Raw genomic sequence first — 26197 nt, forward strand, 5'->3', positions numbered from 1 at the left:
GTTTGTTTGAGACCTTAGTCTTTATTTTCTACGACATCTTCTTTTTTATCGTCAGTATCTGTAGCATCGTTTTTGGGTGCCTCAATAGCTTTATCTTCCGATTTTAGTTTGGTAAATTTCTCGTAGGTAGTTTCCTTGTCAAAAGGTCTTTTGCCAATAAGTTCCTCCAAATCTGCTTGAAACAGTATCTCCTTTTCAAGTAATTCTTTGGCAATGATTAGCAATTCTTTTTCCTTTCTCTTAATAGGTCAAGGGTTCTGGAATAAGCAAATTCGATTAGTTTGCGAACCTCTTCGTCAATGGTTTGTGCTGTATTGTCAGAATAAGGTTTGTCAAACTTGTATTCGCCACCTTTGCTATCGTAGAAAGAAACATTACCGATTTTATCATTCATTCCATACACAGAGACAATGGAATAGGCCATTTTGGTTATTCTTTCCAAGTCACTTAATGCTCCCGTAGAGATTTTACCAAAAATGATTTCTTCAGCAGCTCTGCCTCCCAAGGCCATACACATCTCGTCGATAAGTTGTTCGGTTTGGTAAAGGAATTGTTCCTTCGGAAGATATTGAGCATAGCCTAATGCAGCAATCCCTCGAGGGACGATACTTACTTTAACCAATGGATCTGCATGTTCCAAAAACCAACCTGCAACAGCATGTCCTGCCTCATGGTAGGCAACGATCTTTTTCTCCTCAGGAGAGATAATTTTATTTTTCTTTTCCAAACCACCAATAACCCTGTCCACAGCATCTTGGAAATCTTGCATATCCACTGCATTTTTGTTTCTTCTCGCTGCAATTAATGCTGCTTCGTTACAAACATTGGCAATTTCTGCTCCGGCAAATCCGGGGTTTGGGCAGCTAATTTTTGGGCTCTATATCATCAGCGGTTTTGATTGGCTCTAAGTGTACCTTAAATATGGCTTCTCTACCAACAATATCCGGTTTGTCTATGCTAATTTGGCGATCAAAACGACCAGCTCTTAGGAGTGCACTGTCAAGTACGTCCGGACGGTTGGTGGCAGCAAGAACAATTACGCCTGAATCTGTGCCAAATCCATCCATTTCTACCAATAGGGAGTTAAGGGTGTTTTCTCTTTCATCATTGGAGCCGGGCATCTGCCCTTTGCCTCTTGATCTACCTATGGCATCAATTTCATCAATAAATATGATACATGGCGCTTTCTCTTTGGCTTGTTTGAAAAGGTCACGAACCCTTGCCGCACCTACACCTACGAACATTTCCACGAAATCTGATCCGGAAAGTGTGAAGAATGGTACACCTGCTTCTCCTGCTACGGCTTTAGCCAATAAGGTTTTACCAGTACCTGGAGGGCCTATAAGTAAAGCACCTTTAGGAATTTTACCACCTAGTTTGGTAAACTTGGCAGGAGTTTTAAGGAATTCTACGATTTCTTCTACTTCTTCTTTGGCTTCGTCCAAACCTGCCACATTGTCAAAAGTGATTTTGACTTTGTTTTCAGCATCAAATAACTGAGCCTTGGATTTACCTACATTGAAGATTTGTCCTCCCGGTCCACTTGGGCCGGACATCCTCCGCATCATCATCCAGAATAGAAAGAAAATTAAAATCAAAAAGCCAAAGCTTGAAATCCAATTGCCCCAGCTCTCTTCCTCTTTGGCTGAATAGCCAATGCGTTGCTCTTCGGGTAATTTTTCTTCCAGTTGGGAATAATTTTCGATAAAATTGTCAACGGAAGCTATCTTAATTTTATAATGTGGTCCCGTGGGATTAGAAAACCTGTTCTGACTCTCCAATTCATCTTTATACCTTTGGTTTTCGAGTGCCTCCTCTTTTAAGGTGACTTCTACATAGTTTTGATTGAATATGACAGTTACTTTTTTAACGTCATTGCTTAAAACCATGTCCTCAAAACGCTTCATTGTAATTTCAACAGTGGCTGTGTTTTGATTAAACCACGTAACGCCAATAAGGACGATGACTGCAGTTATGATCAACCAAAGTTGGAAATTTGGTTTTTGGGGAGGTTTTGGAACAAATTTTTTAGATTTATTATTACTCATATCGGTATTTTATAATGCTTGAATTTTTTTAAAACGAATAAGATAAAGGAAAGTTTCTATCCATAGTATTATTGAGATTCGATTTTGGTGATCTTAGCATCCCCCCAAAGTTCTTCTAATTGGTAAAACTCTCGCGTATCTTTTAAGAAAATATGAACGACAACATTTGCATAGTCCAGTAGGACCCATTGACGCGTGTTTTTTCCTTCACTCATCCAAGGTCTTTCTTTATTCGTTTTATAAACTTCTTCTTCGATTGCGTTGGAAATACCATCTACCTGTGTGTCGGATGTGGCTGAACAAATCACAAAAAATCAGTCATCGTGCTAAAGATATCTCTCAAGTCCATCAATACGATGTTAGAAGCTTTTTTATCTTCCATTCCTTTTACAATAACTTTGCACAGCTCTTCTGCCGTCATATATTTATTTATCGTGTAATTTAAATTTATTTACTTTGTTATCCATAACTTGAGATGAAACATTAAATATCCAGATTATGGGGTGAAATAACTAATAATAGATGCATAAAATCCTTGCCAATACTGTTTTTTAGGAAAAGAAATTATAAACCTGACAGACTGTCACTCTACCAACGAGGTTGCGCTTTCTATGGTTCGATCAGGGCTCATTCATGAAGGGGCTGTTGTCATTGCATACAATCAAACCAAGGGTAAAGGGCAAAGAGGGAGCCAGTGGGAATCATCACCCGGGCTTAACTTGACTTTTTCTATGGTTTTATTTCCTACCTTTTTATCCATCAACGATCAATTTATTTTGAATATGGCCATTGCTATCGGCGTTAAACAAGGCCTCAATCGCTATGTGAATGACCTGACAGTGAAGTGGCCGAATGATTTTTATTACGACGGCAAAAAACTAGGAGGGATGTTGCTGGAAAATCGTATAAAAGGACAATACTTGGATCATTCCATCATTGGCTTGGGTATCAATGTCAATCAAACTGATTTTAAAACCAGGGGAGCCATATCATTGAAAGACATTACAGGAACTGAACTGGATTTGAACGAAGTCCTGAGCGAAATTTTAAGGCATGTTGAAATATGGTACCGCCATTTACAAACCAAATCATTTAAGTCCATCAAAGAAACCTATCAAAACATGCTTTATCTGTTTGATAAGTGGGCCACATATGATGATGGTGAGATTTTTCAGGTAAAATTACCGGAGTAGGAAATTTTGGCCATTTGGAAATGAGTAAACAAAATGGAGAACAAATTCGTTATGAGCTTAAACAAATTAGACTAATTAGAAATGACTAATTTTCATTTGTGTCCACTTATAGCTAAATTTGACAAAATTTTCCTAGAAACTATATAATTTCAAATATGTCAGCAACGAAATCACAGGAATACGTTCAATACAAAGTAAAGGATATTTCTCTTGCCGATTACGGTCGAAAAGAAATTAGACTTGCCGAAAGTGAAATGCCCGGACTAATGTCCTTAAGAGAAGAATTTGGGGAATCCCAGCCTTTGAAAGGGGCAAGAATTGCGGGTTGTCTTCACATGACAATTCAAACTGCAGTATTGATCGAAACTTTGGTCGCTTTGGGTGCTGAGGTTACTTGGTCTTCTTGTAATATTTTTTCTACTCAAGATCATGCCGCAGCAGCTGTGGCCGCAGCAGGTGTGAGTGTCTATGCATGGAAAGGGCTTTCCGAAAAAGACTTTGATTGGTGTATTGAACAAACACTTTTCTTTGGTGAAGAAAAAAGCCTTTGAACATGATTTTGGATGATGGTGGAGATTTGACCAACATGGTATTGGATAAATACCCTGAATTAGTGGCCAATATTAAAGGACTTTCGGAAGAAACCACCACAGGAGTACATAGGCTTTACGAAAGGATGAAGAATGGCACATTGCCAATTCCTGCAATCAATGTAAACGATTCTGTTACCAAGTCTAAGTTTGACAACAAGTATGGTTGTAAAGAGTCATTGGTGGATGCCATAAGACGGGCCACCGATGTAATGATGGCCGGAAAAGTAGCCGCTGTGGCAGGTTATGGAGATGTTGGGAAAGGATCAGCTGCTTCTCTTCGTGGAGCAGGTGCTAGAGTGATCGTTTCTGAAGTGGATCCAATTTGCGCTTTACAAGCGGCAATGGATGGTTTCGAAGTTAAGAAAATGATTGATGCAGTTAAAGAAGCTGATATTGTAGTTACAGCTACCGGCAATAAAGACATTATTACTGAAGCGCATTTTAGGTCACTTAAAGACAAAGCCATTGTTTGTAACATTGGCCATTTTGATAATGAAATTGATATGGCCTGGTTGAATGGTGCTTATGGTGATACCAAAGATGAAATTAAGCCTCAAGTAGATCTTTACAATGTTGATGGAAACGACATCATTATTTTGGCTGAAGGTAGACTTGTTAATTTGGGTTGTGCTACCGGCCACCCATCGTTTGTGATGTCCAACTCATTTGCTAATCAAACCTTAGCACAATTAGAATTGTGGAACAATACCGACCAATACAAGCCGGGAGTATATATGTTGCCCAAGCATTTGGATGAAAAGGTTGCTGAATTGCACCTTAAAAAATTAGGCGTTGAACTGGATCAATTGTCTGAAGACCAGGCCGAATATATCGGTGTAGCTCCTCAAGGACCATTTAAGCCTGATTATTACAGGTATTAAATAAAAAATAATTAATAAAAAACCTCAATCGATAGGATTGGGGTTTTTTTGTTTTAAATAGATCATTTCTATTGTTAATTCGATTTAGGGTTAAATCAAAATACTGCAATAGACAACTTAAATTGGCTGAAAAGACCTCAAGATCAGCTACTTCTTTTTTGCTTGCAATCTTAACCTAGCAATGCTTTGCTATTATAAGGCTCATTGAGAAGACTCAGGAAATTCTATCACATGCTCTTGCTAAGGGGAGGAATTTCACTTCAAATTTGAAACTGAAAAAAATTACAACCTTATGGAGTGATTAGAAGTAAAACTGTGTTAATTAGTATTCATAGATTAAATGATAATACACAAATTATGAAATCAGTATCATATTTAATGGTTAGATTAGGCATTGGCATAAGTATGCTGGGCCATGGTTTGGTAAGGATTCCAAAACTTAATGCTTTTAGCGAGGGGATGATCAATAATTTTCAGAGCGCTCCACTTCCGGACTTTTTACTTATCCCTTTTAGTTTTGCACTTCCATTTATAGAGTTCTTATTGGGTTTACTTCTAATCATAGGCTGGCAAACCAAACGCGCAGCTATTGTAGGTGGTTTTTTAATGCTGGCATTAATTGCAGGAACATCTTTAATTGAAAACTGGTCTGCTTTGCCTTCTCAGATGATTCATTTGCTGTTTTTTATTTTGGTTTATGAATTTAATCAAGCCAATGCATTTGCCTTAGATAGTAAAAAGGATTAAGTTAGGTGAGATGATAACAAAAGAAAACTTAAACAGTTATTTGACATTTTTTCTGATTCTAAACTATTAGCTGCTTTGGGTAATGAAGGTAGAATCATTGAAGTAAAAAGCGGGGAGGCGATAATAGAACCCGGCCAATTCATTAAAATGGTTCCTATTTTGCTAAGTGGAAGCATTAAAGTCTTGCGCTTAGATGAAGAAGGAAGAGAGCTCTTATTGTACTACATAGACCCGGGAGAAACCTGTGCTTTATCCTTAACTTGTTGTTCATCTTATAAACCAAGTGAGATTAGGGCTGTGGCTGAGGAAGATTGCGTGATTCTGAGTGTTCCTGTGGATAAGCACGAAAAATGGACAGAGGAGTTCAAACAATGGAAGGATTATGTGACAGATTCGTACCGAATAAAATTTCAAGAATTGCTGAAAACACTTGATGCTGTTGCATTTAAACGCATGGACGAAAGATTGATGCGGTATTTGGTTACAAAAATGAAGCAGTTGAAAACCAATGAACTTTCCACCACCCATCAGGAAATCGCCAATGAATTGGGCACTTCTAGAGAGGTGATTTCAAGGTTACTCAAACAATTAGAGAAAAAAATTGGATCGAATTAGGTAGGAATGTGATTTATATAAGAGATGATTTTGAGGAATTGATTAGTCAGATGAACTGATCAACCGAAAATTGGATTTTTTAATAAGGGTATCAAAAACTAATTGTAAAGTTATTATTTATAATAGATCGAGGAAAACCTGTCGCTTTCCCTTGATTAAAATAGTCATGGTCTTATTTGCTAAGGGTGATTTTAATTTTACCTTATTGTCATTATCTTAGGTTTATGATTCGATGGCATCTTTTGCTCTTTGCTGTATTTTCTTGTTTTTCAAATCTTTTAGGGCAAGAGTATAATTTAAGGAAGCTTCAAACTGATCAAAAGCTGTCTAGCGGTCATGTACAGGCTATTTTTAAAGACTCCGATGGGTATATGTGGTTTGGGACAAGCAATGGGCTAAACCGATATGATGGAACAACCATAAAAACTTTTTTGCAGATGAAAGTGATTCAAATGCGCTATATAGCAATGATGTTTATGATATTTTTGAGGGGATAGGCGGAGATCTTTGGCTGAAAAATGAGGATTCCATTTTCAACGTATACATTAAAAATAAGGGAGTTTTTATCCGAGATTTTGATGCCATCAAAAACCGATACAAATTAAAAAGTAAGGAGGTAAATAAAATTTTTGTGGATTCACAAAAGAGGTTATGGTTTTTACATCCCTTTGATGGACTGACATTATATTTTCCGGAAAAGGATGAGTCAAAATACTTAATAAGTAAACCTTCTGAAACGGCAAGTTTGAGTTTTAATAATGTAACGGATATCCAAGAAGATTTGAATGGTGATATCTGGTTGGTTTATGACAATGGCTCAGTAGACATTCTGTCAGGCGAGTCATTAAAAGTTTCCGGTCAATTCGAAATAGATGAAGAATATGGTAGGAACCAAAGGTTTAATTTTAAAATCAAGCTTGACAAGCAGGGCGGTGCTTGGGTTTTCTGTCCTAATTTTGCTTTGGGCGTTTTTTATCTAGATCGAAAGACCCAAACCTTAAAGGCTATCAATGAAAACTCGAAGGGGTTAAAACTGAATAATTCATTGGTAAAAGCAGTTTTGCCCCGCTCCAATGGTGAGGTATGGATAGGTACAGACCATGGGGGAATAAATATTATCAATACAGATAAGAGTAAAGTTCGTTATCTTTTAAATCAACCGGATAATCCTTACTCTTTATCCCATAACGCTGTCTATTCATTGTTTGAAGATGATCAGGGTATAGTTTGGATTGGCACCCACAAAAAGGGTGTAGAGTTATACCACCCTGATTTTAGCAGGTTTGCTTTGGTGAAAAGAGAAATAGACCTAAGCAAGCCCTACCCAATGAATGATGTAAATGCCTTTGAAGAAGATGCAGCTGGAAATATATTTATCGGAACCAATGGGGGAGGTTTATGGCAATATTCCCCTGAAGATGGTGCAATTACAGATGTTGTAACATTTGGGAGAACCTCACTCCCAAAAGATTTGGTGGTTGTAGACTTATTGACGGATAGTGAAGGCGTGTTATGGATAGGTACTTACCAGAATGGTTTGTATGCCTATGACAATGAATCTTTGATACACTTTGAACCGGGGATGGAAAAAAATGCCGGAACTTTAAAGGACAATAATATTTGGAACCTTTATGAAGACAGTAAAAAGCGATTGTGGATAGGTACGCTTAGAGAGGGACTTTTTTATACAACCAGGCGGAAAATTCCTTTGTACAGTTTACTGAAGCCGGGAACGGATTGGCGTTAAAAAACCTCTACATTACCGGAATAACTGAGGATGAGCACGGAAATATTTGGTCCGCAGGGATAAAGGGCATCGATGTCTTTAATCCGGAAACCGGATATTATAAGTATTTTCCGGGAGGCATAGGAGATGAATCAGGTTTAAGTAGCAATGAAGTTTCAGACCTTATCAAAGATAAATACGGAAAGATATGGATTAGTACCCATAAAGGCCTTTGCTATTACGATGATCAGACCTCTCAATTTGTCGTTTTCGATCGATCAGACGGGTTAAAAAATGAATTTTTGGTCAGTTTAGTTGCAGATTCCCTTGGAGACTTATGGTTGAGCTCTCAAGAGGGTATCATTCATGCGATGATAGACAGATCCGGCCCTAAATTGAAAGCTGATTTTAGGGTGTTCAATGCAAGAGATGGTCTTCAAGGAGATTATTTCAATAAAAATGCGATGTTCATTGCTAAAAAAGGAGACATCTATTTCGGTGGGTCGGATGGTTTCAATTTTGTAGATCCCACGGCTTTTTCATTTCATGAAGATGAACCACAGGTGGTTTTCTCAGCCTTCTCATTATTCAACCGGCAGGTATCCGTGAATGAAAATGTAAATGGCCGGGTTTTATTGAAAGAACCTTTGGATCATTCTCGCAGCATTCAATTGAACCATGATGAAAACATTTTTGCCGTTTCATTTTCTTCAATGAATTACCTTAATCCGGAAAAAAGCAGTTTCCAATATAAATTGGAAGGCTTTAGCAATGATTGGACTAACCTTACGGAGCCTCCATTTGAAGTTACCTTTACAAATTTGGATCCCGGTAAGTACCAACTATTGGTAAAAGCCTCTAGTATAGATGGTATTCCGGGGTCTGAAACAGCAGCTTTGGATATAGAGGTTTTGGCCCCTTTTTGGAAAACCGGTGTAGCCTACCTTATTTATTCATTGTCATTTTTATTGTTATTGGGTGTCACGTGGAGGTGGTTTGTAAACAAAGAACGTCTCAGAATAAAAAGGCAGGGAGAAATTAAAGAAATCCAAAGACGGGCTGAATTAGACCAAATGAAAAGTCGTTTTTTTACCAATGTAAGCCACGAATTTAGAACTCCGCTTACCTTGATTTTGGCGCCTATAGAAAAATTAAGAGAGGAGTATGTAGAAGGTTCGACAAATTTCCACTTAAAAACAATTCAGAAAAATGCCCTTAAATTATTGACGCTTGTCAACCAATTAATGGACATTAGGAATATTGAAATGCAAAGCATTCAATTGGTTAAGGCTGAAGGTGATATTGTAGCATTGATTAAGGATCAAGTGCTTGCTTTTCAGAGTCTTTCTATTCATACCAATATTGAATTGTCCTTCAGTACTGAAGTAGAAAATTTACATTGTTCATTTGATTCAGATAAGATTGAAAAAATCATCAATAACCTAATGTCCAATGCCTTTAAGTTTACGAATGAAGGTGGGCGAATTGAGGTGGGATTAAGCTTCAGGCAAGATGGTCCAAATCAAGGGGTTTTGACAATTCATGTAATAGATTCTGGCATAGGTATACCTAAACATCTTCAGAAACGAGTCTTTGAAAGGTACTATACCACCAATGCCAACCAAAATCAGGGAACAGGAATTGGTCTAGCATTGGTAGATGAATTTGCTAAAATGCATGGTGGGGAGGTTAGCTTAGATAGCGAAATTGGGCAGGGGTCAACATTTACGGTTAGAATTCCACTAGAGCTAAGGAAGGGGTGCAAGCCTTTTGGGGGTGAATCTTTATTTTCTGATGGGGAGGAATTGCTTGAAGAAAACCTGAAAGAAGGGGTTGACCAAAAGCCGAAACTTCTTCTGGTGGAAGATAATGTAGACCTTAGGCAATACCTCTATGAGGTGCTAAAGGAGGATTATGTAATAGACCAAGCAGCCAATGGTGAAAAAGCATTAATAATAGCGCAAGAAAAGATACCCGATATAATTCTTTCCGATATTATGATGCCGGAAATGGATGGGGTAACCTTGTGTAAACACATTAAAAGCAATCTTAAAACCTCCCACATACCCGTGGTATTACTGACCGCGAAAACTGCGGAAGAAGCCCATTTATCCGGAATGGCCTCCGGTTGCAATTTATACCTTGAAAAGCCCTTTAACCTTGAGCTTCTTCGTTCTGGTTTACAAAATCTTTTGGAGGAAAAAAGTAGACTACAGCAACATTATCAGAAAATCATATCTGTCCAAACCAGTGAGCCGGAATTGGTGTCATTGGATGATAAATTGATACAAAAAGCCATTGCTTTAGTAGAAAGTGAAATAGAAAATCCGGACTTTTCTGTAGAAACCTTGAGCAAAGAATTAGGGATGAGCAGAATGCATTTGTATAAAAAATGCAATGCCCTAACAGGACAAAGTCCTTTGGAATTTATCCGATCCATTCGGCTGCAAAGGGCTGCCCAATTATTAAGGTTAAACCAGTTTTCGGTTTCAGAGGTGGCTTATCAAGTTGGGTTTAATAATGCCAAGTATTTTTCGAAACACTTTAAAAATTATTTTGGAACTTTACCTTCACAATATCAAAAACAAAACAAAAATGATGCGTAAACAATTACTATTTGTCCTTACTCTTGTCCTTTTGGCGAGCTGTCGTCAGACTGAAACTGAGCCCATAGCTCCTGTTCATCCAATACCGGATGAAAAGCAACTGGCTTGGCAAGATTTAGAATTTTATGCTTTTGCACATTTCAACATGAATACTTTTACCAATATGGAGTGGGGCATGGGGGATGAAGACCCTTCTCTTTTTAATCCCACAGATTTTAACCCGAAGCAATGGGCAAAGGTATGCAAGGAAGCAGGCATGAAAGGCATAATAATAACTGCAAAGCATCATGATGGATTTTGTCTTTGGCCTACAGCCACTACTGAGCATTCGGTAAAGAATGCAGCTTGGAAAGATGGTAAAGGGGATATTATCAAAGAAGTGTCTGAAGCTTTCAGGGCTGAGGGACTGAAATTTGGTGTATACCTTTCACCTTGGGATAGAAATCATTCTACCTATGGCACACCGGAGTATATTTCTGTTTTCAGGGAGCAACTTCGAGAATTATTGACCAATTATGGGGAGATATTTGAAGTCTGGTTTGATGGTGCAAATGGAGGTACCGGCTTTTATGGTGGTGCCAATGAAGAGCGAAGAGTAGATAAAAAAATTATTACGACTGGCCTTCGACAATTGAAATTGTAAGAGAATTGCAGCCCAACGCTGTGATCTTCGGAGATGCAGGCCCCGATGTGAGGTGGGTTGGAAATGAACATGGTTTTGCCTACCCCACCACTTGGTCAAACCTAATGAGAGATTCAATTTATGGTGGTATGCCAGAATACTCAAAAAATATTCTTCAGGACAGGAAAATGGCACCCATTGGGTACCTGCAGAAGCTGATGTTTCTATCCGTCCGGGCTGGTATTACCATGCTTATGAAGACCATAAGGTAAGGTCTCTTCCGGAATTGTTGGACATTTATTATAATAGTATTGGCAGAAATAGCTCCTTGTTGCTAAATTTCCCCGTAGATAGAACAGGGCAAATTCACGAAAATGATGTGCAACAGCTCATGAAATTGGTGACAAAGGTTAAAGAAGATTTTAGCCAAAAGGTTTCCTTAAGTGTTAGCAATTTATCGGCATCTTCAGAAAATGGCGAGCACATGGTGGGTAATTTGCTCCAACCTGAAATGGAAACATTTTGGAATCCCAAATCAGGAGAACTGCCTGCAACAGTTACCATAGATTTTGGTGAAGAACAAACTTTTAACCGCTTTTTGGTGCAAGAGAATATTTCCTTAGGACAAAGGGTGAAGTCTTTTGAGCTTGAAATCAAAAATGAGAATGGGCAATGGGAACCCTTGGCCAAGGAGACCACCATAGGTTATAAAAGAATACTTAGACTTCCGGATACCAAAACATCGGCAGTGAGGTTCACCGTTCATGATGCCAAAGAAAGCCCGGTTATTAGTCACCTTGCATTTTACAATGCGCCTAAATTATTATTACCTCCTACAATTTCCAGGGATAAAAATGGTCTGGTAAGGTTTGATCTAAGTGAAGAAGGCTTGCTGTCCTTTTACACTTTGGATGGAAGTGATCCAAAAACTGATGGCCTTGCTTACGAAAATAGCTTTGAACTTATCAAGCCCGGAACTTTGAAGGCAGTCTCCAAGGATCCGATCACAGGAAAATTTAGCGAACCGATAACGATAACTTTTTCTTTAGCCAAGAAAAAGTGGGTGGTAATAGCTCCGGAAAAGGATGCCAACCACCTGATTGATGATGACCCTTCCACCAACTATACCAGTAAACAAAACAGGGCAAGCATAGATATGGGAGAAACTCAGGAGGTTTCCGGTTTTACCTATTACCCTATGCAGACCCGGTACATGTCAGGATTGATCAAGGACTTTGAATTTTATACTAGCCTGGATGGGAAAAACTGGCAAAAGGCTGCATCTGGGGAGTTTGGTAATATAGCCAATAGTCCCATAGAACAACAAGTAGAATTTGAACCCCGAACAGCTAGGTATATTCGATTGGTTGCCAAAAGTACAACCGATGGCCAAGCTGCTACTTTTGCCGAAATTGGGGTGTTATTAACTGAATAAATCAAAAAAGTAGCTTGATCGGTTAAAATACACCGCAATAAGGACTTAGCGATTGTTACCCGTTATACTGGATTGGTTTTTGTAACCAATTGATTGAATCAATTTTTAACTATAAACCACTGATATTATGTTGACATGGGTAATTACATTTCTTGTTGTAGCTTTAATCGCTGCGGTGTTAGGTTTTGGAGGAATAGCCTCCGGTTTGGCCTCAATAGCTAAAGTTATCTTTTATATATTTATTGTTCTATTGTTGATTAGCCTTGTGGCAGGCGGTGTTAATGGATTTTAAATCCCAATGCAATCGACCATCAATTATGGGTTGAATGGCGAGAAAATCAGCCTGATTTTCTCGCCATTCAAAACTAATCTCAAACCCTATTACTTAATATGGGTTAAATACAAATCCCTCCCGATAGAAATTTGCGGGCGGGATTTGTATTTTATGGCCTAATGAATAAAGTAACTTTCTTAAAGATTTGAAGTTTTGGCTATTAATTTTATTACATCACATACTCTTCAAAAAGTTGCTGAAGGGTTTTTGGAAGATCTTTACTTAGTCCCGGATGAGGTCTGGAAGTTTGAATTATTGAGCTTCTTACTGCTGTAAGCCACCTAAACCTAGAAGCAAGATCCATATTTGCTATTGGTCCACCATCGTTTTCTCCTTTGCAAATCTTTTCAAAAGATTTTAAATTTTCATGGATCATTTCTAAATCTGCATCTGCATCCAAAGTCACAATTTTTTTCCGACAGAAGTGAAGTTTGACATCTAGAAAATTACTTTTGTGGTCGCACAAAATAACGCCAACATTTACAAATTCCTCCCGCTCCACCCTTGGAACAACCCGAAGGATAGCATACTCATATAAGTGATTTTCTTGCATCATTGGCTTCTTTGGTGAATTGATCTGAATAGGACATTCTTAACTTCAGAAAATCTGCATAAACTGTTCTTAATTCTGCTGCATTATCTCCATCTCTTCCGGCGAGTAGCCATTCCTCAGGAATTAGCGATACGATAGCATCTATCTTCTCTTTACTTAAAAGAGAGGAGAATTCCTCATTGACTTGGTCTAATTTTTCTGCCTGTTGGAGCAAAACATGGTTGGCAATAATAGGAAAAGGCTTGGTTGCATTTTCTTTCCATCTTGTCCATCCATGTTGGAATAAAAATGCTGCACCATGATCAATTAGCCAAAGCTCTCTGTTCCACATCAGCATATTTGTGTTTCTAAAAGTTCGGTCCACATTTGTGATCAAAAGATCTAACCATACAATTTTAGAGGCGAGAAAAGTGTCAATTTTAGTAGCTACAGGATCATAATTTATGGCCCCGGATAAATAATGCAAGGCCAAGTTCAAACCTTGACTTCCCTTTAGTAAATCCTGAATTTCTTCATCACCTTCTGAACGACCAAAGGCAGGATCCAAATTGGCAAATACAAGTTCAGGAACTTTAAGACCTAAAATCCGGGCAATTTCACCACCAAGGAGCTCAGCGATTAGCGCCTTTTCCCGTTGACCGGCCCCGCGAAATTTTAACACATATTTGAAGCCATCGTCTGCGGCAGCAAGTGCAGGAAGTGAACCCCCTTCCCTGAGAGCTTGCATATATCTGGTTACATTGACTGTTCGCAATTGAAGTTTTTGTTCCATAAATTTTGAGAATATGGGACTATATAAATTGATTAATCCCCATGACCATACAATTTCGGTACAAATATTTAACTGAACTTTAATTAGCTCTAAGAAATTAAAAAAAAATAAAGGATTTCATTGATTCGCAGCAAGAGCTGTTAAATTTGCTTGAATTGAATTGTATAGCTACCCCAATAAATTGATATGAATCTTTCTGATTTTTTAAAAGCTTTGGTGCCTTTTACCACAGAGGAACTAGATGACATCCTTAGGCACTTTACCAAAGAGACGGTTGCTAAGAATCAATTGCTTGTTCGCCAGGGAGAAGTGTCAAAAACCTTGTATTTTATAGAAAGTGGTTTGGGTAGAAGCCATTACCTCAACCAGTCTGGGAAAGAGATCACCCAATGGTTTTTTGGAAGTGGTAAATTTATGGCCAGTGCCGACAGTTTTTTTCAACAATGTCCCAGTTTATATTATATCGAAATTTTGGAAGATGCAGTGATTTACAGCATTTCTAAGGGGAAATTGGATGAATTATTTGATACCTATCCAAAAATGGAGAAGTTGGGAAGGTTGGTTACCACCGAAATGCTCACCAAGGTTGTAAATAAACTAAACGCCATTCAATTCCAAACGGCAAAAGAACGGTACGAGTACATGTTGGCTGAATTTCCGGACATCGCTTATCAAGTCCCACTAGGTCATATTGCCTCTTATTTAGGCATGACGCAAGAAACTTTGAGTCGGATTAGGAAAAGCAATTCGAGTAAATAATTCATACTTGAAAAGTCTTTATTAATATCGACCACTCATAACAAACAAGATTGTTAGGCTTTTTTCGGCCTTCAAAAGTTATGCTTATTGGAGAAAGTGGATATAGAAATGCTGAGTAAAAATCTCCTAATATCCTGATATTCTTATGATTGGATTCCTATCTGAGAAAGCCCAGGTATTCCTAATAATAACCCGGATTCAAAAACAAATACTGGCGATGTTTCATGCTAGCTTTGATTTTTCAGTCAATAGGTAGTGATAAAAGACGCAATTTTAACCTGTTTTCCGTTTCCATGTTTCACTTTTTGATATAGGTCAAAAGAAAATTCTTGTAGTTCCAGGACCTTTGTAGGGTAATTATTAAATGATTTACCATGAAACCATACAAAGGAGCATTAGTAATGCTATTGATAGTGCTTGTAACGGCGTTGCCTTCAATCACCAAGGGGCAGCAATTGGATCCTATCTTAAAAGATTTGATCGACAAAGGGCTAGATAAAAGCCATGGGCTCAATAGCAATGGATTTGAGGTGGAACAAGCAAAGGTGGATCAGCAATTGGCGAAATCGGTATTCTTGCCTAAAATAACTTTGAATGGAAGTTATACCCACTTGAATGAAGACATTACATTTGATGAGAATACCACAACCCTTTTAACCGAGACACAAAAGCTTGTAATTAAAGATGCAATTGGCTTGCCATTCAACTCCACTTTCCCCAATGATATCCCACTTCAAGAAGTCCCTGTATTACAGAATCAAAATATTCTTAGGTCTTCTGTAGATGTAGATTGGGTTTTGTTTAGCGGTTTGGAAGCAAGCAATGCACTGCAGGCAAGCAAACACAAGGAAGCATCCTTGAATTATTTAGGATTGGCGGAAGAGGATAAAATTGCCTTAAAGATTATCGAAACCTATGATCAACTTGCCTTGGTAAAAGCTTCTAAAAAAGTACTAAAAAGCACGGAAAATTACCTCAATGAGCAAGTGCTGTATGTCAATAAAGCCATTGAAAATGGTCTGGCTACCCCTATAAGCAGGAATAAAATAGCCTTGGCAAAGCAACAATTGGAGGGTAAAAAACTTGAGTTTGAACACAACAATACACTGTTGATCGAAGCCTTACATCAGCTTACGGGTGAAAGCAGAGTGGACTTGCAAATGCTGAACCCTCAGTTGCATTCATTTGCTGTGGATGGTGAAGTGAGCGGTGAAAAACGCAATGAAATCAAAGCCTTAGAAGAAGCAGAAAAAGCCACGCAATATCAGGCCAAAATGCTGAAGAGCAACTTTATTCCAAAAGTAGCATTAAAGGGACATTATGAGTTTTTGGAAGAAAATTTATCCCTGCTTGACCCTAAATGGTATATAGGTGTAGGCCTCAAGTGGAATGTTTTTGATGGCAATCAATCCCGATTGAAAAGAAGGAAAATTCAGCTGGAAACAGCCAAGTATAGAGAGCAAATTGCAGATGCCAATGAAATGATTGCATTGGGGATTTCCAAAGCGGAAATTAGCTATGAAGCGGCCTTGATGAATACCAAAATTGTGCAAAAGGAAGTTGAACTGGCCAAAGAAAATTATGAGATGGTCAATACACAATTTAAAAATAACTTGGCTTCGATCAATGAGGTGTTGGATGCATTAAACGATGTTGAAAAGGCCAATTTTAATTTACAACAATCCTATTTTCAAGAAAGAAGAGCAGTGGCAGATTTGCTTCATGCCAAAGGGATTCTAAATTACTAACCTACAAAAAAATCAAGAAAATGAATGCGTATAAAAATATATTACTAGGCAGTTTAACATTACTGGCCTTAAATTCCTGTCAGCAAGAGCAAATCAGCCCTTATAGGGGCAAAGTGAAATTTGAAACCATTTCGGTAAGTAGCAAACTTGCAGGGAGAGTAGATGAAATTTTTGTAGAGGAAGGGCAAAAAGTTAAGGAAGGTGACACCTTGGCCATCATCAATATCCCGGAAGTGCAGGCCAAAATGCTTCAAGCTGAGGGTGCTATATTGGCTGCCAAAGGTCAGTTAAATATGGCATTTAATGGGGCAACTGCAGAACAATTGAATCAGATAAATGAACAATTGAATGCGGGAAAAGCCCAGCTGGATTTTGCTCAAGAGTCTTACAACAGATTGGAAGCCATGTTTATGGATTCTCTGGTAACTCAGCAACAGTTTGATGAGGTGAAAATGAAATTAAACATGGCAAAAGCTCAAGTGGCCGCTTTGTCTGCAAAGCGGGATGAAGTAAAAAAGGAGCAAGAGAAGAACAAATTGAACAAGCAAAAGGGCAACTTGATAGAGCTAAGGGAGCCAAAGAAGAGGTTGTTTCTGCCTCAAGAGAACAGTATGTAATTGCTCCTGCCGACATGTCAATTGAAACCATCAGTTTGGATAAGGGGGAGTTGCTTAGTCCCGGGTATACCCTTTTCAATGGTTACAAAACCAATGGTGTATACTTTAGGTTTACCATACCTGAATCCAAAATTTATGATTTTGAGTTGGAAGAATCTTTGACACTGTTAAATCCTTTTACTAAAGAAGAGGTAGTGGCTAAAATTGTAGCCATTAAACAACTTGCCAAATACGCTGATATTACAAGCACAGCTCCTTTGTACGAATTGTCTGAGTCCATATACGAATTGAAAGTAGTACCTACATCAGATGTATCAGCTCAAAAATTATACATGAATGCGACCTTTCTTATAAAGTAAAAGAAAATGAAAAAATTCATAGGTTTATTGAAGTTAGAGTTCAAGCGTATTTTTTCTAATAGTGTATTGATGGCCATCTTCTTTGGAGCACCTGTAGGCTATGGGATTTTATTCGGCTTTGTGTACCAACAAGCAAAGGTCAAAAATTTACCGATTGTCATAGTAGACCAAGACCAAAGTCCTGCTACAGATAAGATAATCGATGCTTTTGAGGACAATGAAGGTTTAGATGTGAAAGATGTTCGTACCGTTCCGGGGAATATTAAAAGGGAAATGCCTGTCAATCCGTATATTGCTGTCATTACTTTGCCAAGTGATTTTGAGAAAGACCTTTTACAAAAACGGCATCCTGAAGTCAGAGTTGATCTAAATATGGCCAATATTTTGAATGCGAATACTGCAAGCAACCATATTAATACTGTGTTGATGACAATCAATGCCGGAATTGAAATAGAAGGGCTTAAAAAGCAAGGAATCCATCCGGATCAAGCCATGGCAGCTTATGAGAGTTTTAAAATAAATTTCAACAAACTATATAATTCTACCGGTAATTATGTGACGTTTATGTTGCCTGGATTGCTTGCGGCCATTATGCAACAAATCATTTTTCTGGCAATGGCCTTGGTTTTTTCCAGAGATTTTGAAGATGGGTATTTTGGCCAACTTATACAAGAAAGTAAATCTTCAGTTTACCACATAGCCTTAAAGGCAACGCCCTTTTTGATTATGCTTCCCTTTATGTGGTTAATCATAAGTTTGATTCTTACTTTCTTTAATGTTGGGGTAGAAGTAATCAATTTTCAAATGTTAATTTTGACAACATTATTGACCTTCGCTTCTATGTTTATTGGAATGTTGTTTTCGATAGCCATACCCAGCCAATTGAAAGCTACGGAGCTGTTGATGGTGATTTCTACACCGGCCTTTATTTTAAGTGGCTTTACATGGCCCACTTCTGCAATACCTGAGCTGATCACGAATGTCGCCCAGTTTATTCCGGTTACGCAATATTTAAGTGGCTTTAGGAAAGTAGCTTTTTATGGTGGAGATTTAGCTTCGATTATGCCTGAAATAAAGTTCCTAACAGGTATAATTTTAGTGGCAGTTATCACGATGATTTTGTTACTTCAATTCAAAATTAACCGATTGAACAGAAGGCAAAATTAATCTTAAAACAGGTAAATTTGACGATATGAGGCCAAAGTCTAGCCTATCGCCAAATTTACCCTATTGCATTTGGCTTAATTGCTCTCTTTTTTCTAGGTTTTGTAATTGATCTTCTCTTTGAAGCAATACTTTCCTAAGTTGCTTTTTGGAAAACAGTTCCAATTGATCTCCTACATGGGGACTATGGGCTTGGGTGGCATTTCCATATGACATAAGGGCTTTGGCAGTAACCTCCTTTCCAAACTCAGTGGCACAAACGTAGGTCTCACCGTGCGTGGCAATGAATTGTCCCTTTCCCTTTGGTGAATAATTCATGGTTCTAAATATCCCTAAACTTCCTGCGCCACCATTTGCAGCATAGCTATGATTCCCAACCTCTAGACGGTAAACATCTCCATAGCTAACAGCTAGGGATCCGTAAATTTGTTGGTGCTTTTCTGCTGCTATTTGAAGTGAGGAAGTAACATGAGATAGGTCCTTTAACTTTCTGGGAGTGTTTAAAGGGTCATTAAAATCCCATTCTTCGGCGAAAACACCCTTGCTCCCTAGTTCCTTTGCTAACATACCAAACAATACCGGGCCAGTGCTATTTGCCTCGAAAGCACCATTCCAACTGAGCAATATTTCTAAAGCCTCCTTTGTCAAGCTATCCAGTTCCATGGAATTGATATTCCTTAAATCTTCTTTTATTCTTAAAAAATATTCCGATTTTGTATCATGCTTCAAAGCGATTAGTTGATCCAAGTTGAGGTTCATTGCATCTTTAATCAATAAAGCTGAGCGTTGGGGTCTAAATCCCATTGCATTTGGAGCCATATGAGAAGGGTAATCATCAGGCCTAATTGCTGCAGGAAAGGTACTGGTATAGGGTGGGTCATTGGCATTTTGAATCCAGCCACTTTCAGGGTTTAGGTAGGTGGGAACCTCCTCTGAGGAATAGTAGCCCTGCCACAAATCATCGCTGGAGGTACTGGCAACGATGTTTTGCCATTTTTTCCAATCTCCATTTTTTTTAGGGGCATTTCCACCAAAATGATACAGGATATTGTTTTCTTTGTCGCTGTAAATTACATTGAATAGGGGCAGGCCATTAATTGCCAAGGCCTCTTGAAATTGTTCAAGGTTTTGGGATTCTCCCATGGCCAACCATTGACCAATTATATTGAGCTTGCCGTCAGTATTGGGCCATTTTATGGCAATGGCTTTATTGCCTTCTTCTTTATATACCATTCCAAAAGCTGACTGTTTTCTCAGCACTGTTGTTGCTTTTTTCACTTCCTGTTTTTTCGATAATTTGGACACTGTCAATAGTGAAATCGTGAAATTCATTGTCGAGTTGATATTGCCCATTTTGAAGGGTAAGTTCGTATAGATCTACATTATCTAAGGTATTGACAGTGTGGGTCCAACCTAGGTTTTTATTGAAGCCTATACCGATGGTAGGAAGGCCTACCAAGGTGGCCCCGTACAAATCGTTGGTTTCTGTTATTAAATGCGCTTCAAAAAACAACCAGAAATCATCCCAATTTAGATGCGGGTTGGCCATTAGCATACTGTTTCCGGAGGTAGTTTTACTTCCGTTGATCGCCCATCCATTTGATCCGGCGGACCAATTTTTCGCTTTCCGAATATTGCGGTTGATAAGAAATTCTAAGTAAAAAACCCTAAAGGTATGTTGTAGGATGTCTTCGGGTTTTACCGGTAATACCACTTTATATTTTTCTTCGAGTTCATTGGGGTTTTGCTCAGCATAGGTATTGATCCCTTTGGCAAAAGAGATCAGGACTTGCTTTTCCTTTTGGGGAAGTAGTGCATAAGCCTTCTGAGATGCATTGAGTACACCTAGCTGATGCAACAATTTATCTCTACCAATATCTTCGCTCCAATATTCACTCGATTTTGCCCTTCCTTCACCATATAGTTTTAAGATCAGGTTGCCATGGTTATGCATTTGTGCCCAACCCATCATATAATAAAGGTTGTCATCAGTGCTGGCATAAATGTGAGGAATACCCCATTTGTCCCAAAGAATTTCGTCGGTGGGCGGCTTAATATTGGGGAAATCTAAACCTAGAAAAATTGGAACAACGAAAAGAAGCAGCTTTTTGTACACGGGATTAAATATTTTAATGAATTATCAGATGAGTTATATTCAATAACCGATCGGTTAATAAGTGTAGCATTAAGAATGGGTTAGTCAAATTTTACCGAAGTCATCGATAGAGAACCACCCACGGGTTGGTCATTAAATAGACTAGTTTTGTCTCGGTCGTGTTTAAGTGCCAAGGCGTAGAGCAGTGGCAAATAGTGTTCCGGGGTTGGTATGGCAAGGTCAAAGGCTTTTCCTTGTTTTTTGAAATTTATTAAATTTTGAAAGTCCCCATTTAATATCCAGGATTTTATTTTTTCATTGGCTTCCATGGCCCAGTCGAAAGCAAATGGTTCTCCTTTTAATTTGTCCCAGGCCACTTTACCTAAATTATGTACCATATTTCCACTGCCAATGATCAGAACCCCTTTTTGACGCAACTGAGACAACTCCTTCGCCAATTCGAAATGGTGTTTAGGCGACTTGGTATAATCCAAACTCATTTGGATAGTTGGTATTTCTGCATTCGGATAAAGATGTTTGACTACACTCCAAGTACCGTGGTCTAGCCCCCAGTTTTTATCCAATCCTATTTTAGTTTTTGTGATTAAATCTTTTGTTTCCCGGGCAAGGGAAGGGCTTCCGGGGGCCGGGTATTGTACATCAAATAATGCTTGGGGAAAACCACCAAAATCATGGATGGTTTTTGGCTTTTTCATAGCGGTCACATAAGTACCTTTGGTTTCCCAATGGGCTGAAATACATAAAATAGCCTTTGGTTTGGGGATTTCTTTTCCGATTTTTTAAAGTTTGCGACAAAGGTGTTTTCCTCTATGGCATTCAAAGGGCTGCCGTGTCCTAAAAATAGAACAGGCATTTTTTGCGCATTAGAAAACGAGCCGGAAAGTTTGTTTAAAGCTTTTAAGTGCATTGATTTAATGATTATTGGGTGGCATGTAAGTATTCATTGGGGTGAGGATTACTTTGAAAAAGAGCTCCCCTATAAATATACTCCTAGTTTCCAATAATGGGTTACTTGGGTTTTGGAATATGTAGAATAGTATGAAAAATAATGTTAAATGAAGAGCTTGTTTTTGTTTAAGGTAGGCTTAAGATTTTGTCAGTATTGTTGCAGAAAAATCCAACAATACCGCCAAAATCAATTTTCGATAGAATAGATAACCAGGGGTTATTCACCCCTGGCTACAAAAATATCACCCTTCCAGGGTTTTTTATGTTTACATAATTATTCAAACAGTCATTACACAAAAAAATTATGTGGAGGATAAGATTGGATTTCTAGTTTGGATTTTAGGTGGTCGAAGTTTTGTTAGTATTGTTGCAGAAAAATGCAACAATACCGCCAAAATCAATTTTCGATTGAATCAGATAACCAGGGGTTATTCACCCCTGGCTACAAAAATATCACCCTTCCAGGGTTTTTTATGTTTACATAATTATTCAAACAGTTTTACACAAAAAAATTATGTGGAGGATAAGATTGGATTTCTAGTTTGGATTTTAGGTGGTCGAAGTTTTGTTAGTAATGTTGCAGAAAAAAAGCAACAATACAGCCAAAACCAATTTTCGTTAGAATAGATAACCGGGGGTTATTCAACCTTGCCAACATAAATTATCTATGAACCTGACTTTTTACATTGAAGAAGACTCAATATTAAGTGTATTGAAAGGATAGTAATAAAAAGTAGAACGAAAAAAATTCCCCTGTAGGATCAGGGGAATTTACCGGGGGTTATTTTTTCACTGTCTTCATAAGCGAATAATTACAGACTCCTTTGCGCTCGTATTTGATTTTATTTTCGGATAGGAGCAAAGCCAATATAGCTTGGGTTTCTTGCTCATCAAGACCTAATTGTTCTCCTAAATCTATTTCATTGTGCTGTTCTCTGTTTGCTGACAATGCTTGGAAGAATTGTACTTTATTTTTCATAAGGTGATTTTTTTTGAATTGCGATCATCATATGTGGACTGAAAGTCAGTAGGTTACAGTCATTTTCAGTGAGCTGAATAAGTTCTAATAAGGTTTTTCTTCGTTCACTATTTTCCATGTTGGCAAAATAATTTTTATCTAACCAAGCCATACCTTCCACTGCATAAGTATTCAAATGGATAAATCCCTGACTCAAAAACTCTTCTTTGAGTTGCGGGGGATTGTGATAATAAGCTTCCGCCAATAACCATGGGAAATCAAGGGGTGGGTTATGTATTCCTGAAGTTAATTCTTCTTTACACATTTCGAAAAATGATTTTTTGTGAATCAAGCCATTTAGTAAGCCCACCAAAGTTGAGGCTGTATAGTTGATCGCAAAACCCAAAGCAATTCCATTGTTTTTTAAAACCCGTTTTGCTTCACGAACCGTTAATTCCCTGTCTTCCTTTTTTTGAAGATGGTAAAGTGGTCCGTGGAGAATGATTAGGTCAGCAAAATTATTTGGAAATTCTAATTTTCGAGATTCTCCTTGATGTACATGAAATTTATTGCCCCGTTTATTGGCTCTTTTTAAGGCGATTTTAATATGCTTGTCAACCGGTTCTACCAAATGGACTTGATGTCTTTTTTGGGCAAGCCAAGCTGAATACTTTCCGGTACCGCCACCTATATCTAGGATACGGGAAGGGATTGAAGGCAAGTATTTGGCGATAAGTGTTTTTGTTCTTTCAAATTCAAATAAGCCCATACCTTTATCCAATCGGGTTTCTTCAGAAGCTTTGGTGTAGAAGTGATTGATGTTGTTATTGATTAACTGTTTACTTTTCATCTTAAACATTAATATATCGCAGGTCTATAAATGTTGAAAACATTTAAAATCAATGCGACAATTGATTAAAATAATTAAATGGGTGTAATTATCATCTGTTTATAGGAGATCAGGTGATTCCCATGGAGCAATTGCTCGTTAGACGAGTTTGCCTTAATAAAAAGATACAGATGATATGTCGATTTCAGTAAAACAGATGATAAAGGTAGTTGATTAGATTTAATTTTTCCTGATTTTGCTGGTTTTTTAAGATGGCGTTACTATTCGATTTAGGATAAGATTTTGTCAGTATTGTTGCAGAAAAAGAAGCAACAATACCGCCAAAATCAGCTGGCCTACAGACCATATTGCAGGGGCTATTGCCCCTGTCTACAAAAATGTCACCCCTGAGAGGGTTTTATGTTTATTCGAAATTTTAGTCTTTCAATAGGTAAATTGGCTGAGTTATAAAAAGAAAACCAAGTCCCTTGACAATATTCAAGGGACTTGGTTGGTTGATTAATTTTTTATCGAGATAGCTTTACTCTTTATTAGTAAAATAATTTTAGATAACTTCAGGGATGACATTCCTGTTTTTTATGTCCATATAAAATTTAGCCAGGGTCACATTGGCAAAGGGGATAAACCACAAAAATCCAATTCCCAAGGTAAGGATACAAAGCAAAGCCATACCAAGAAACATCAAGAACATAAGGAAAAGCTTCATTTTGTAACCTTTCATCATTTGCTTGCTTTTGTCAATGGCATCCAGTGGGCCGATGTTTGGGTCATCAGCGATAATATAGAAAGTCATGGCATAGGAAAGGGCCGCAATGATTCCGGGTATTATCAGCAAAAGCATCCATAGAAGTATAAAAATGAACATCAATAAATAGGCCCCTAAAGCTGTACCAAAGTTATTGAAGCCATCAAATATTTGCTGAAGCCTGGCATTTTGATTGCGGGCAATACTCAGTGAGAAATAGGCCAGACCTAGTGTCATAGGTCCTGTAATTAACAACGTTCCCAAGGCTATCATCGGATAGTAATCCGCCATTCCTTGTAAAAAGCCCATGATAAACATATATAAAAGAAAAGTACCTATGGCCAGCCCCCAATTTCCCTTTAGGGATTCACGTGCCATTTTCATTAATTCTACATTCTCAGTTCCCATGTTTATATCTTTCAGGTTTTAGGTGGTTAGGTAGCGTTTGTGCTTTTATAATTGTTGGTAAAATCCTAAGAGCTTAGCCCTTACGATTGAATATAGGTTAAATTTTAGACGAGACCAATAGTTTGAAATATTATTTTCGATTTTGGTGCGTTTTGATTTATACCGGACCCTGAGCGGAAGGGGTAGGTAATACGGATACGTTGCCCTAAGGCTTCGGCTCCGCTCAGCCGTCTGGTTTGAAGTGAAGCAACTTGATTTAAATAGGTGCTTAGAGGTGTTTGATTAAGTACCGCGTAAGTTAGACAGTTACGTAAAAATCCCCTTGCTCTCCGCCGCGGCGGAGGGACTTTGTTACGTTAGGATTTAACATATGCGGTTTACCTTCAAGTTTTATCAGCCCTATTAATTTCAGAAAATCAGCCTAAAATGTCATTTGCTGCAACTCCCCTTATTAAGGGGGCTGGGGGATTTTTAATCAAATATCCCTAGTTTAGAATGAGGTTTTAGGAATATCATTTTTCAATTCCCAATCATCAATATAATTTCCTATCTCTATTAAAACATAGGGCATAGATTTCTTGACATTTCGATCTAAAAACCTTAGAAAAAGAGGTCCATTTTCTCCAAAATCAATTGCCGTTTTTGGTCTTGAACAACCGATTCAGGATAAAAATGGCTATCTCCATCAATTTCGATTACCAATTGTAATTTTTTAGAGTAAAAATCAACAATAAAATGCCCTAATGGTTTTTGCCTATTGAAAGCATAGCCTCGAAATTGACTACCTTTTAGCTTTTGCCATAGTAAAACTTCGGATAGGGTTGAATGAGTTCTTAATTCTCTTGAAAAATCTTTTAAATTTTTATCATAAGGAAGAAAATGCATGATAAAATATAAGAAATTATATGTTTATTTTCTAGATTTCCTCTTTAAAAACAGGGTTTAGCGTTTTAAATTTTATTTTTATTATTTAAAAATTTACGTAAAAAATCCCCCTTACCCCCTTTTAAAGGGGGATTTTGATGCGTTTAGGATTAACGAATGCGATCTACCTGCAAGCTTTATCAGCCCAATTAATTTCAGAAAATCAGCCTAAAATGTCTTTTTCTGCTACTCTCTCTTGTCAAGGGGGCTGGGGGATTTTTATGCCTTTTTTATACCGGATCCTGGGCGGAGCTGAAGGAGTAGGTAATACGGATACATCCCCTTGGCTTCGGCTCCGTTCGGCCACCGGGTTTTCTATTTGCTTAATAGGTTTTGAAATTCATTATTAGGACTAAGTAACTTTGTTCTTAGTTTTATTATTATTATTATGAACAATTAAAATAATGAAAGGAAATATTCATGCCTTTTTTCATGCGAATAAACAAAGATTAAAAGAGGATATGTGGGTTTTGGTT

At 37.9% G+C, this 26197-nt stretch carries 24 protein-coding genes and 4 pseudogenes; 16 read left to right on the forward strand and 12 right to left on the reverse strand.

The window, feature by feature from the left end:
- Positions 1-14 precede the first annotated feature (14 nt).
- Together ftsH and rsfS are read right to left on the reverse strand one after the other, a co-directional pair.
- Positions 15-2048 (reverse strand): annotated as a pseudogene (gene ftsH, locus WG932_RS30935) (ATP-dependent zinc metalloprotease FtsH).
- Between the two features lie 68 nt (positions 2049-2116).
- A pseudogene (rsfS, locus tag WG932_RS30940) lies at positions 2117-2469 on the reverse strand (ribosome silencing factor).
- Positions 2470-2620: 151 nt separating this feature from the next.
- Between rsfS and WG932_RS30945 the strand changes: the two are divergent.
- The 10 genes and pseudogenes from WG932_RS30945 to WG932_RS30990 all read left to right on the forward strand — a co-directional run bounded on the left by WG932_RS30945 (position 2621) and on the right by WG932_RS30990 (position 12758).
- Complete coding sequence (locus WG932_RS30945; RefSeq protein WP_483088756.1) at positions 2621-3241, forward strand: biotin--[acetyl-CoA-carboxylase] ligase; 621 nt, start codon at positions 2621-2623, stop codon at positions 3239-3241.
- 155 nt (positions 3242-3396) lie between these two features.
- A pseudogene (ahcY, locus tag WG932_RS30950) lies at positions 3397-4715 on the forward strand (adenosylhomocysteinase).
- 357 nt (positions 4716-5072) lie between these two features.
- Positions 5073-5462, forward strand: coding sequence for a DoxX family membrane protein (locus tag WG932_RS30955; protein WP_014021495.1), 390 nt, complete (start codon positions 5073-5075; stop codon positions 5460-5462).
- A gap of 75 nt (positions 5463-5537) precedes the next feature.
- Positions 5538-6136 (forward strand): annotated as a pseudogene (locus WG932_RS30960) (Crp/Fnr family transcriptional regulator).
- A 165-nt stretch (positions 6137-6301) separates the two neighbouring features.
- A complete protein-coding gene (locus tag WG932_RS30965) occupies positions 6302-6574 on the forward strand; it encodes a two-component regulator propeller domain-containing protein (protein WP_483086459.1) in 273 nt (90 codons plus the stop codon).
- A 134-nt stretch (positions 6575-6708) separates the two neighbouring features.
- Entirely contained in the window at positions 6709-7824 is a 1116-nt protein-coding gene (locus WG932_RS30970; RefSeq protein ID WP_483086460.1) for a ligand-binding sensor domain-containing protein, read from the forward strand.
- Positions 7815-10409 (forward strand): hybrid sensor histidine kinase/response regulator transcription factor, encoded by a 2595-nt coding sequence (locus WG932_RS30975; protein ID WP_483086461.1) that lies wholly within the window; start codon positions 7815-7817, stop codon positions 10407-10409. The genes WG932_RS30970 and WG932_RS30975 overlap by 10 nt, the downstream gene beginning before the upstream one ends.
- On the forward strand, positions 10399-11052 hold the full coding sequence (locus WG932_RS30980) for an alpha-L-fucosidase (RefSeq protein ID WP_483086462.1): 654 nt from the start codon (positions 10399-10401) through the stop codon (positions 11050-11052). The genes WG932_RS30975 and WG932_RS30980 overlap by 11 nt, the downstream gene beginning before the upstream one ends.
- A 91-nt stretch (positions 11053-11143) precedes the next feature.
- The gene (locus tag WG932_RS30985; protein ID WP_483086463.1) at positions 11144-12466 is read left to right on the forward strand and encodes a discoidin domain-containing protein; all 1323 of its coding nucleotides are present in this window, start codon (positions 11144-11146) and stop codon (positions 12464-12466) included.
- A gap of 127 nt (positions 12467-12593) precedes the next feature.
- Positions 12594-12758: a DUF1328 domain-containing protein gene (locus tag WG932_RS30990; RefSeq protein ID WP_014021499.1), complete on the forward strand. Its 165-nt coding sequence runs from the start codon at positions 12594-12596 to the stop codon at positions 12756-12758.
- A gap of 211 nt (positions 12759-12969) precedes the next feature.
- Here the strand turns inward: WG932_RS30990 and WG932_RS30995 are convergent, their stop codons facing one another.
- Both WG932_RS30995 and WG932_RS31000 read right to left on the reverse strand, forming a co-directional pair.
- Positions 12970-13353: a DUF3037 domain-containing protein gene (locus WG932_RS30995; protein WP_149394089.1), complete on the reverse strand. Its 384-nt coding sequence runs from the start codon at positions 13351-13353 to the stop codon at positions 12970-12972.
- Positions 13331-14125 (reverse strand): HipA family kinase, encoded by a 795-nt coding sequence (locus WG932_RS31000; RefSeq protein ID WP_014021501.1) that lies wholly within the window; start codon positions 14123-14125, stop codon positions 13331-13333. Before WG932_RS31000 ends, WG932_RS30995 begins: the two co-directional genes overlap by 23 nt.
- Before the next feature lie 186 nt (positions 14126-14311).
- Between WG932_RS31000 and WG932_RS31005 the strand changes: the two genes are divergently transcribed.
- The 5 genes from WG932_RS31005 (at position 14312) to WG932_RS31025 (ending at position 18775) form a co-directional block, all read left to right on the forward strand.
- Positions 14312-14884, forward strand: a complete 573-nt coding sequence (locus tag WG932_RS31005) for a Crp/Fnr family transcriptional regulator (RefSeq protein WP_149394017.1) — start codon at positions 14312-14314, stop codon at positions 14882-14884.
- Positions 14885-15258: 374 nt separating this feature from the next.
- Positions 15259-16632, forward strand: a complete 1374-nt coding sequence (locus WG932_RS31010) for a TolC family protein (protein ID WP_149394018.1) — start codon at positions 15259-15261, stop codon at positions 16630-16632.
- A gap of 20 nt (positions 16633-16652) precedes the next feature.
- Complete coding sequence (locus WG932_RS31015; RefSeq protein ID WP_483086464.1) at positions 16653-17249, forward strand: HlyD family secretion protein; 597 nt, start codon at positions 16653-16655, stop codon at positions 17247-17249.
- Positions 17250-17263: 14 nt separating this feature from the next.
- Complete coding sequence (locus WG932_RS31020; RefSeq protein ID WP_483086465.1) at positions 17264-17608, forward strand: hypothetical protein; 345 nt, start codon at positions 17264-17266, stop codon at positions 17606-17608.
- Positions 17609-17614: 6 nt separating this feature from the next.
- Positions 17615-18775: an ABC transporter permease gene (locus tag WG932_RS31025; protein ID WP_149394020.1), complete on the forward strand. Its 1161-nt coding sequence runs from the start codon at positions 17615-17617 to the stop codon at positions 18773-18775.
- Positions 18776-18835: 60 nt separating this feature from the next.
- On the opposite strand, the gene WG932_RS31030 is transcribed toward WG932_RS31025, so the two are convergent.
- The 8 genes from WG932_RS31030 to WG932_RS31065 form a co-directional block, all read right to left on the reverse strand.
- Positions 18836-20050, reverse strand: a complete 1215-nt coding sequence (locus tag WG932_RS31030; protein ID WP_483086466.1) for a penicillin acylase family protein — start codon at positions 20048-20050, stop codon at positions 18836-18838.
- Positions 19995-20888 carry a penicillin acylase family protein gene (locus WG932_RS31035; protein WP_483086467.1) on the reverse strand — a complete coding sequence of 298 codons (894 nt, stop codon included), beginning with the start codon at positions 20886-20888 and terminating at the stop codon, positions 19995-19997. Before WG932_RS31035 ends, WG932_RS31030 begins: the two co-directional genes overlap by 56 nt.
- A gap of 80 nt (positions 20889-20968) precedes the next feature.
- The gene (gene ygiD / locus WG932_RS31040) at positions 20969-21664 is read right to left on the reverse strand and encodes a 4,5-DOPA-extradiol-dioxygenase (protein ID WP_483088757.1); all 696 of its coding nucleotides are present in this window, start codon (positions 21662-21664) and stop codon (positions 20969-20971) included.
- Complete coding sequence (locus WG932_RS31045) at positions 21589-21795, reverse strand: hypothetical protein (protein WP_483086468.1); 207 nt, start codon at positions 21793-21795, stop codon at positions 21589-21591. Before WG932_RS31045 ends, ygiD begins: the two co-directional genes overlap by 76 nt.
- 822 nt (positions 21796-22617) lie before the next feature.
- On the reverse strand, positions 22618-22815 hold the full coding sequence (locus WG932_RS31050; RefSeq protein ID WP_339680804.1) for a hypothetical protein: 198 nt from the start codon (positions 22813-22815) through the stop codon (positions 22618-22620).
- Positions 22805-23644, reverse strand: coding sequence for a class I SAM-dependent methyltransferase (locus WG932_RS31055; protein ID WP_339680802.1), 840 nt, complete (start codon positions 23642-23644; stop codon positions 22805-22807). Before WG932_RS31055 ends, WG932_RS31050 begins: the two co-directional genes overlap by 11 nt.
- 544 nt (positions 23645-24188) lie before the next feature.
- On the reverse strand, positions 24189-24797 hold the full coding sequence (locus WG932_RS31060; RefSeq protein ID WP_149394024.1) for a DUF975 family protein: 609 nt from the start codon (positions 24795-24797) through the stop codon (positions 24189-24191).
- 600 nt (positions 24798-25397) lie between these two features.
- A complete protein-coding gene (locus tag WG932_RS31065; RefSeq protein ID WP_483086469.1) occupies positions 25398-25682 on the reverse strand; it encodes an endonuclease domain-containing protein in 285 nt (94 codons plus the stop codon).
- Between the two features lie 137 nt (positions 25683-25819).
- Here WG932_RS31065 and WG932_RS31070 point away from each other — a divergent pair, with 137 nt between their 5' ends.
- Positions 25820-26071, forward strand: a complete 252-nt coding sequence (locus WG932_RS31070) for a hypothetical protein (protein ID WP_483086470.1) — start codon at positions 25820-25822, stop codon at positions 26069-26071.
- Positions 26072-26197 lie beyond the last annotated feature (126 nt).

Source organism: Cyclobacterium sp. SOCE241, assembly GCF_056867545.1.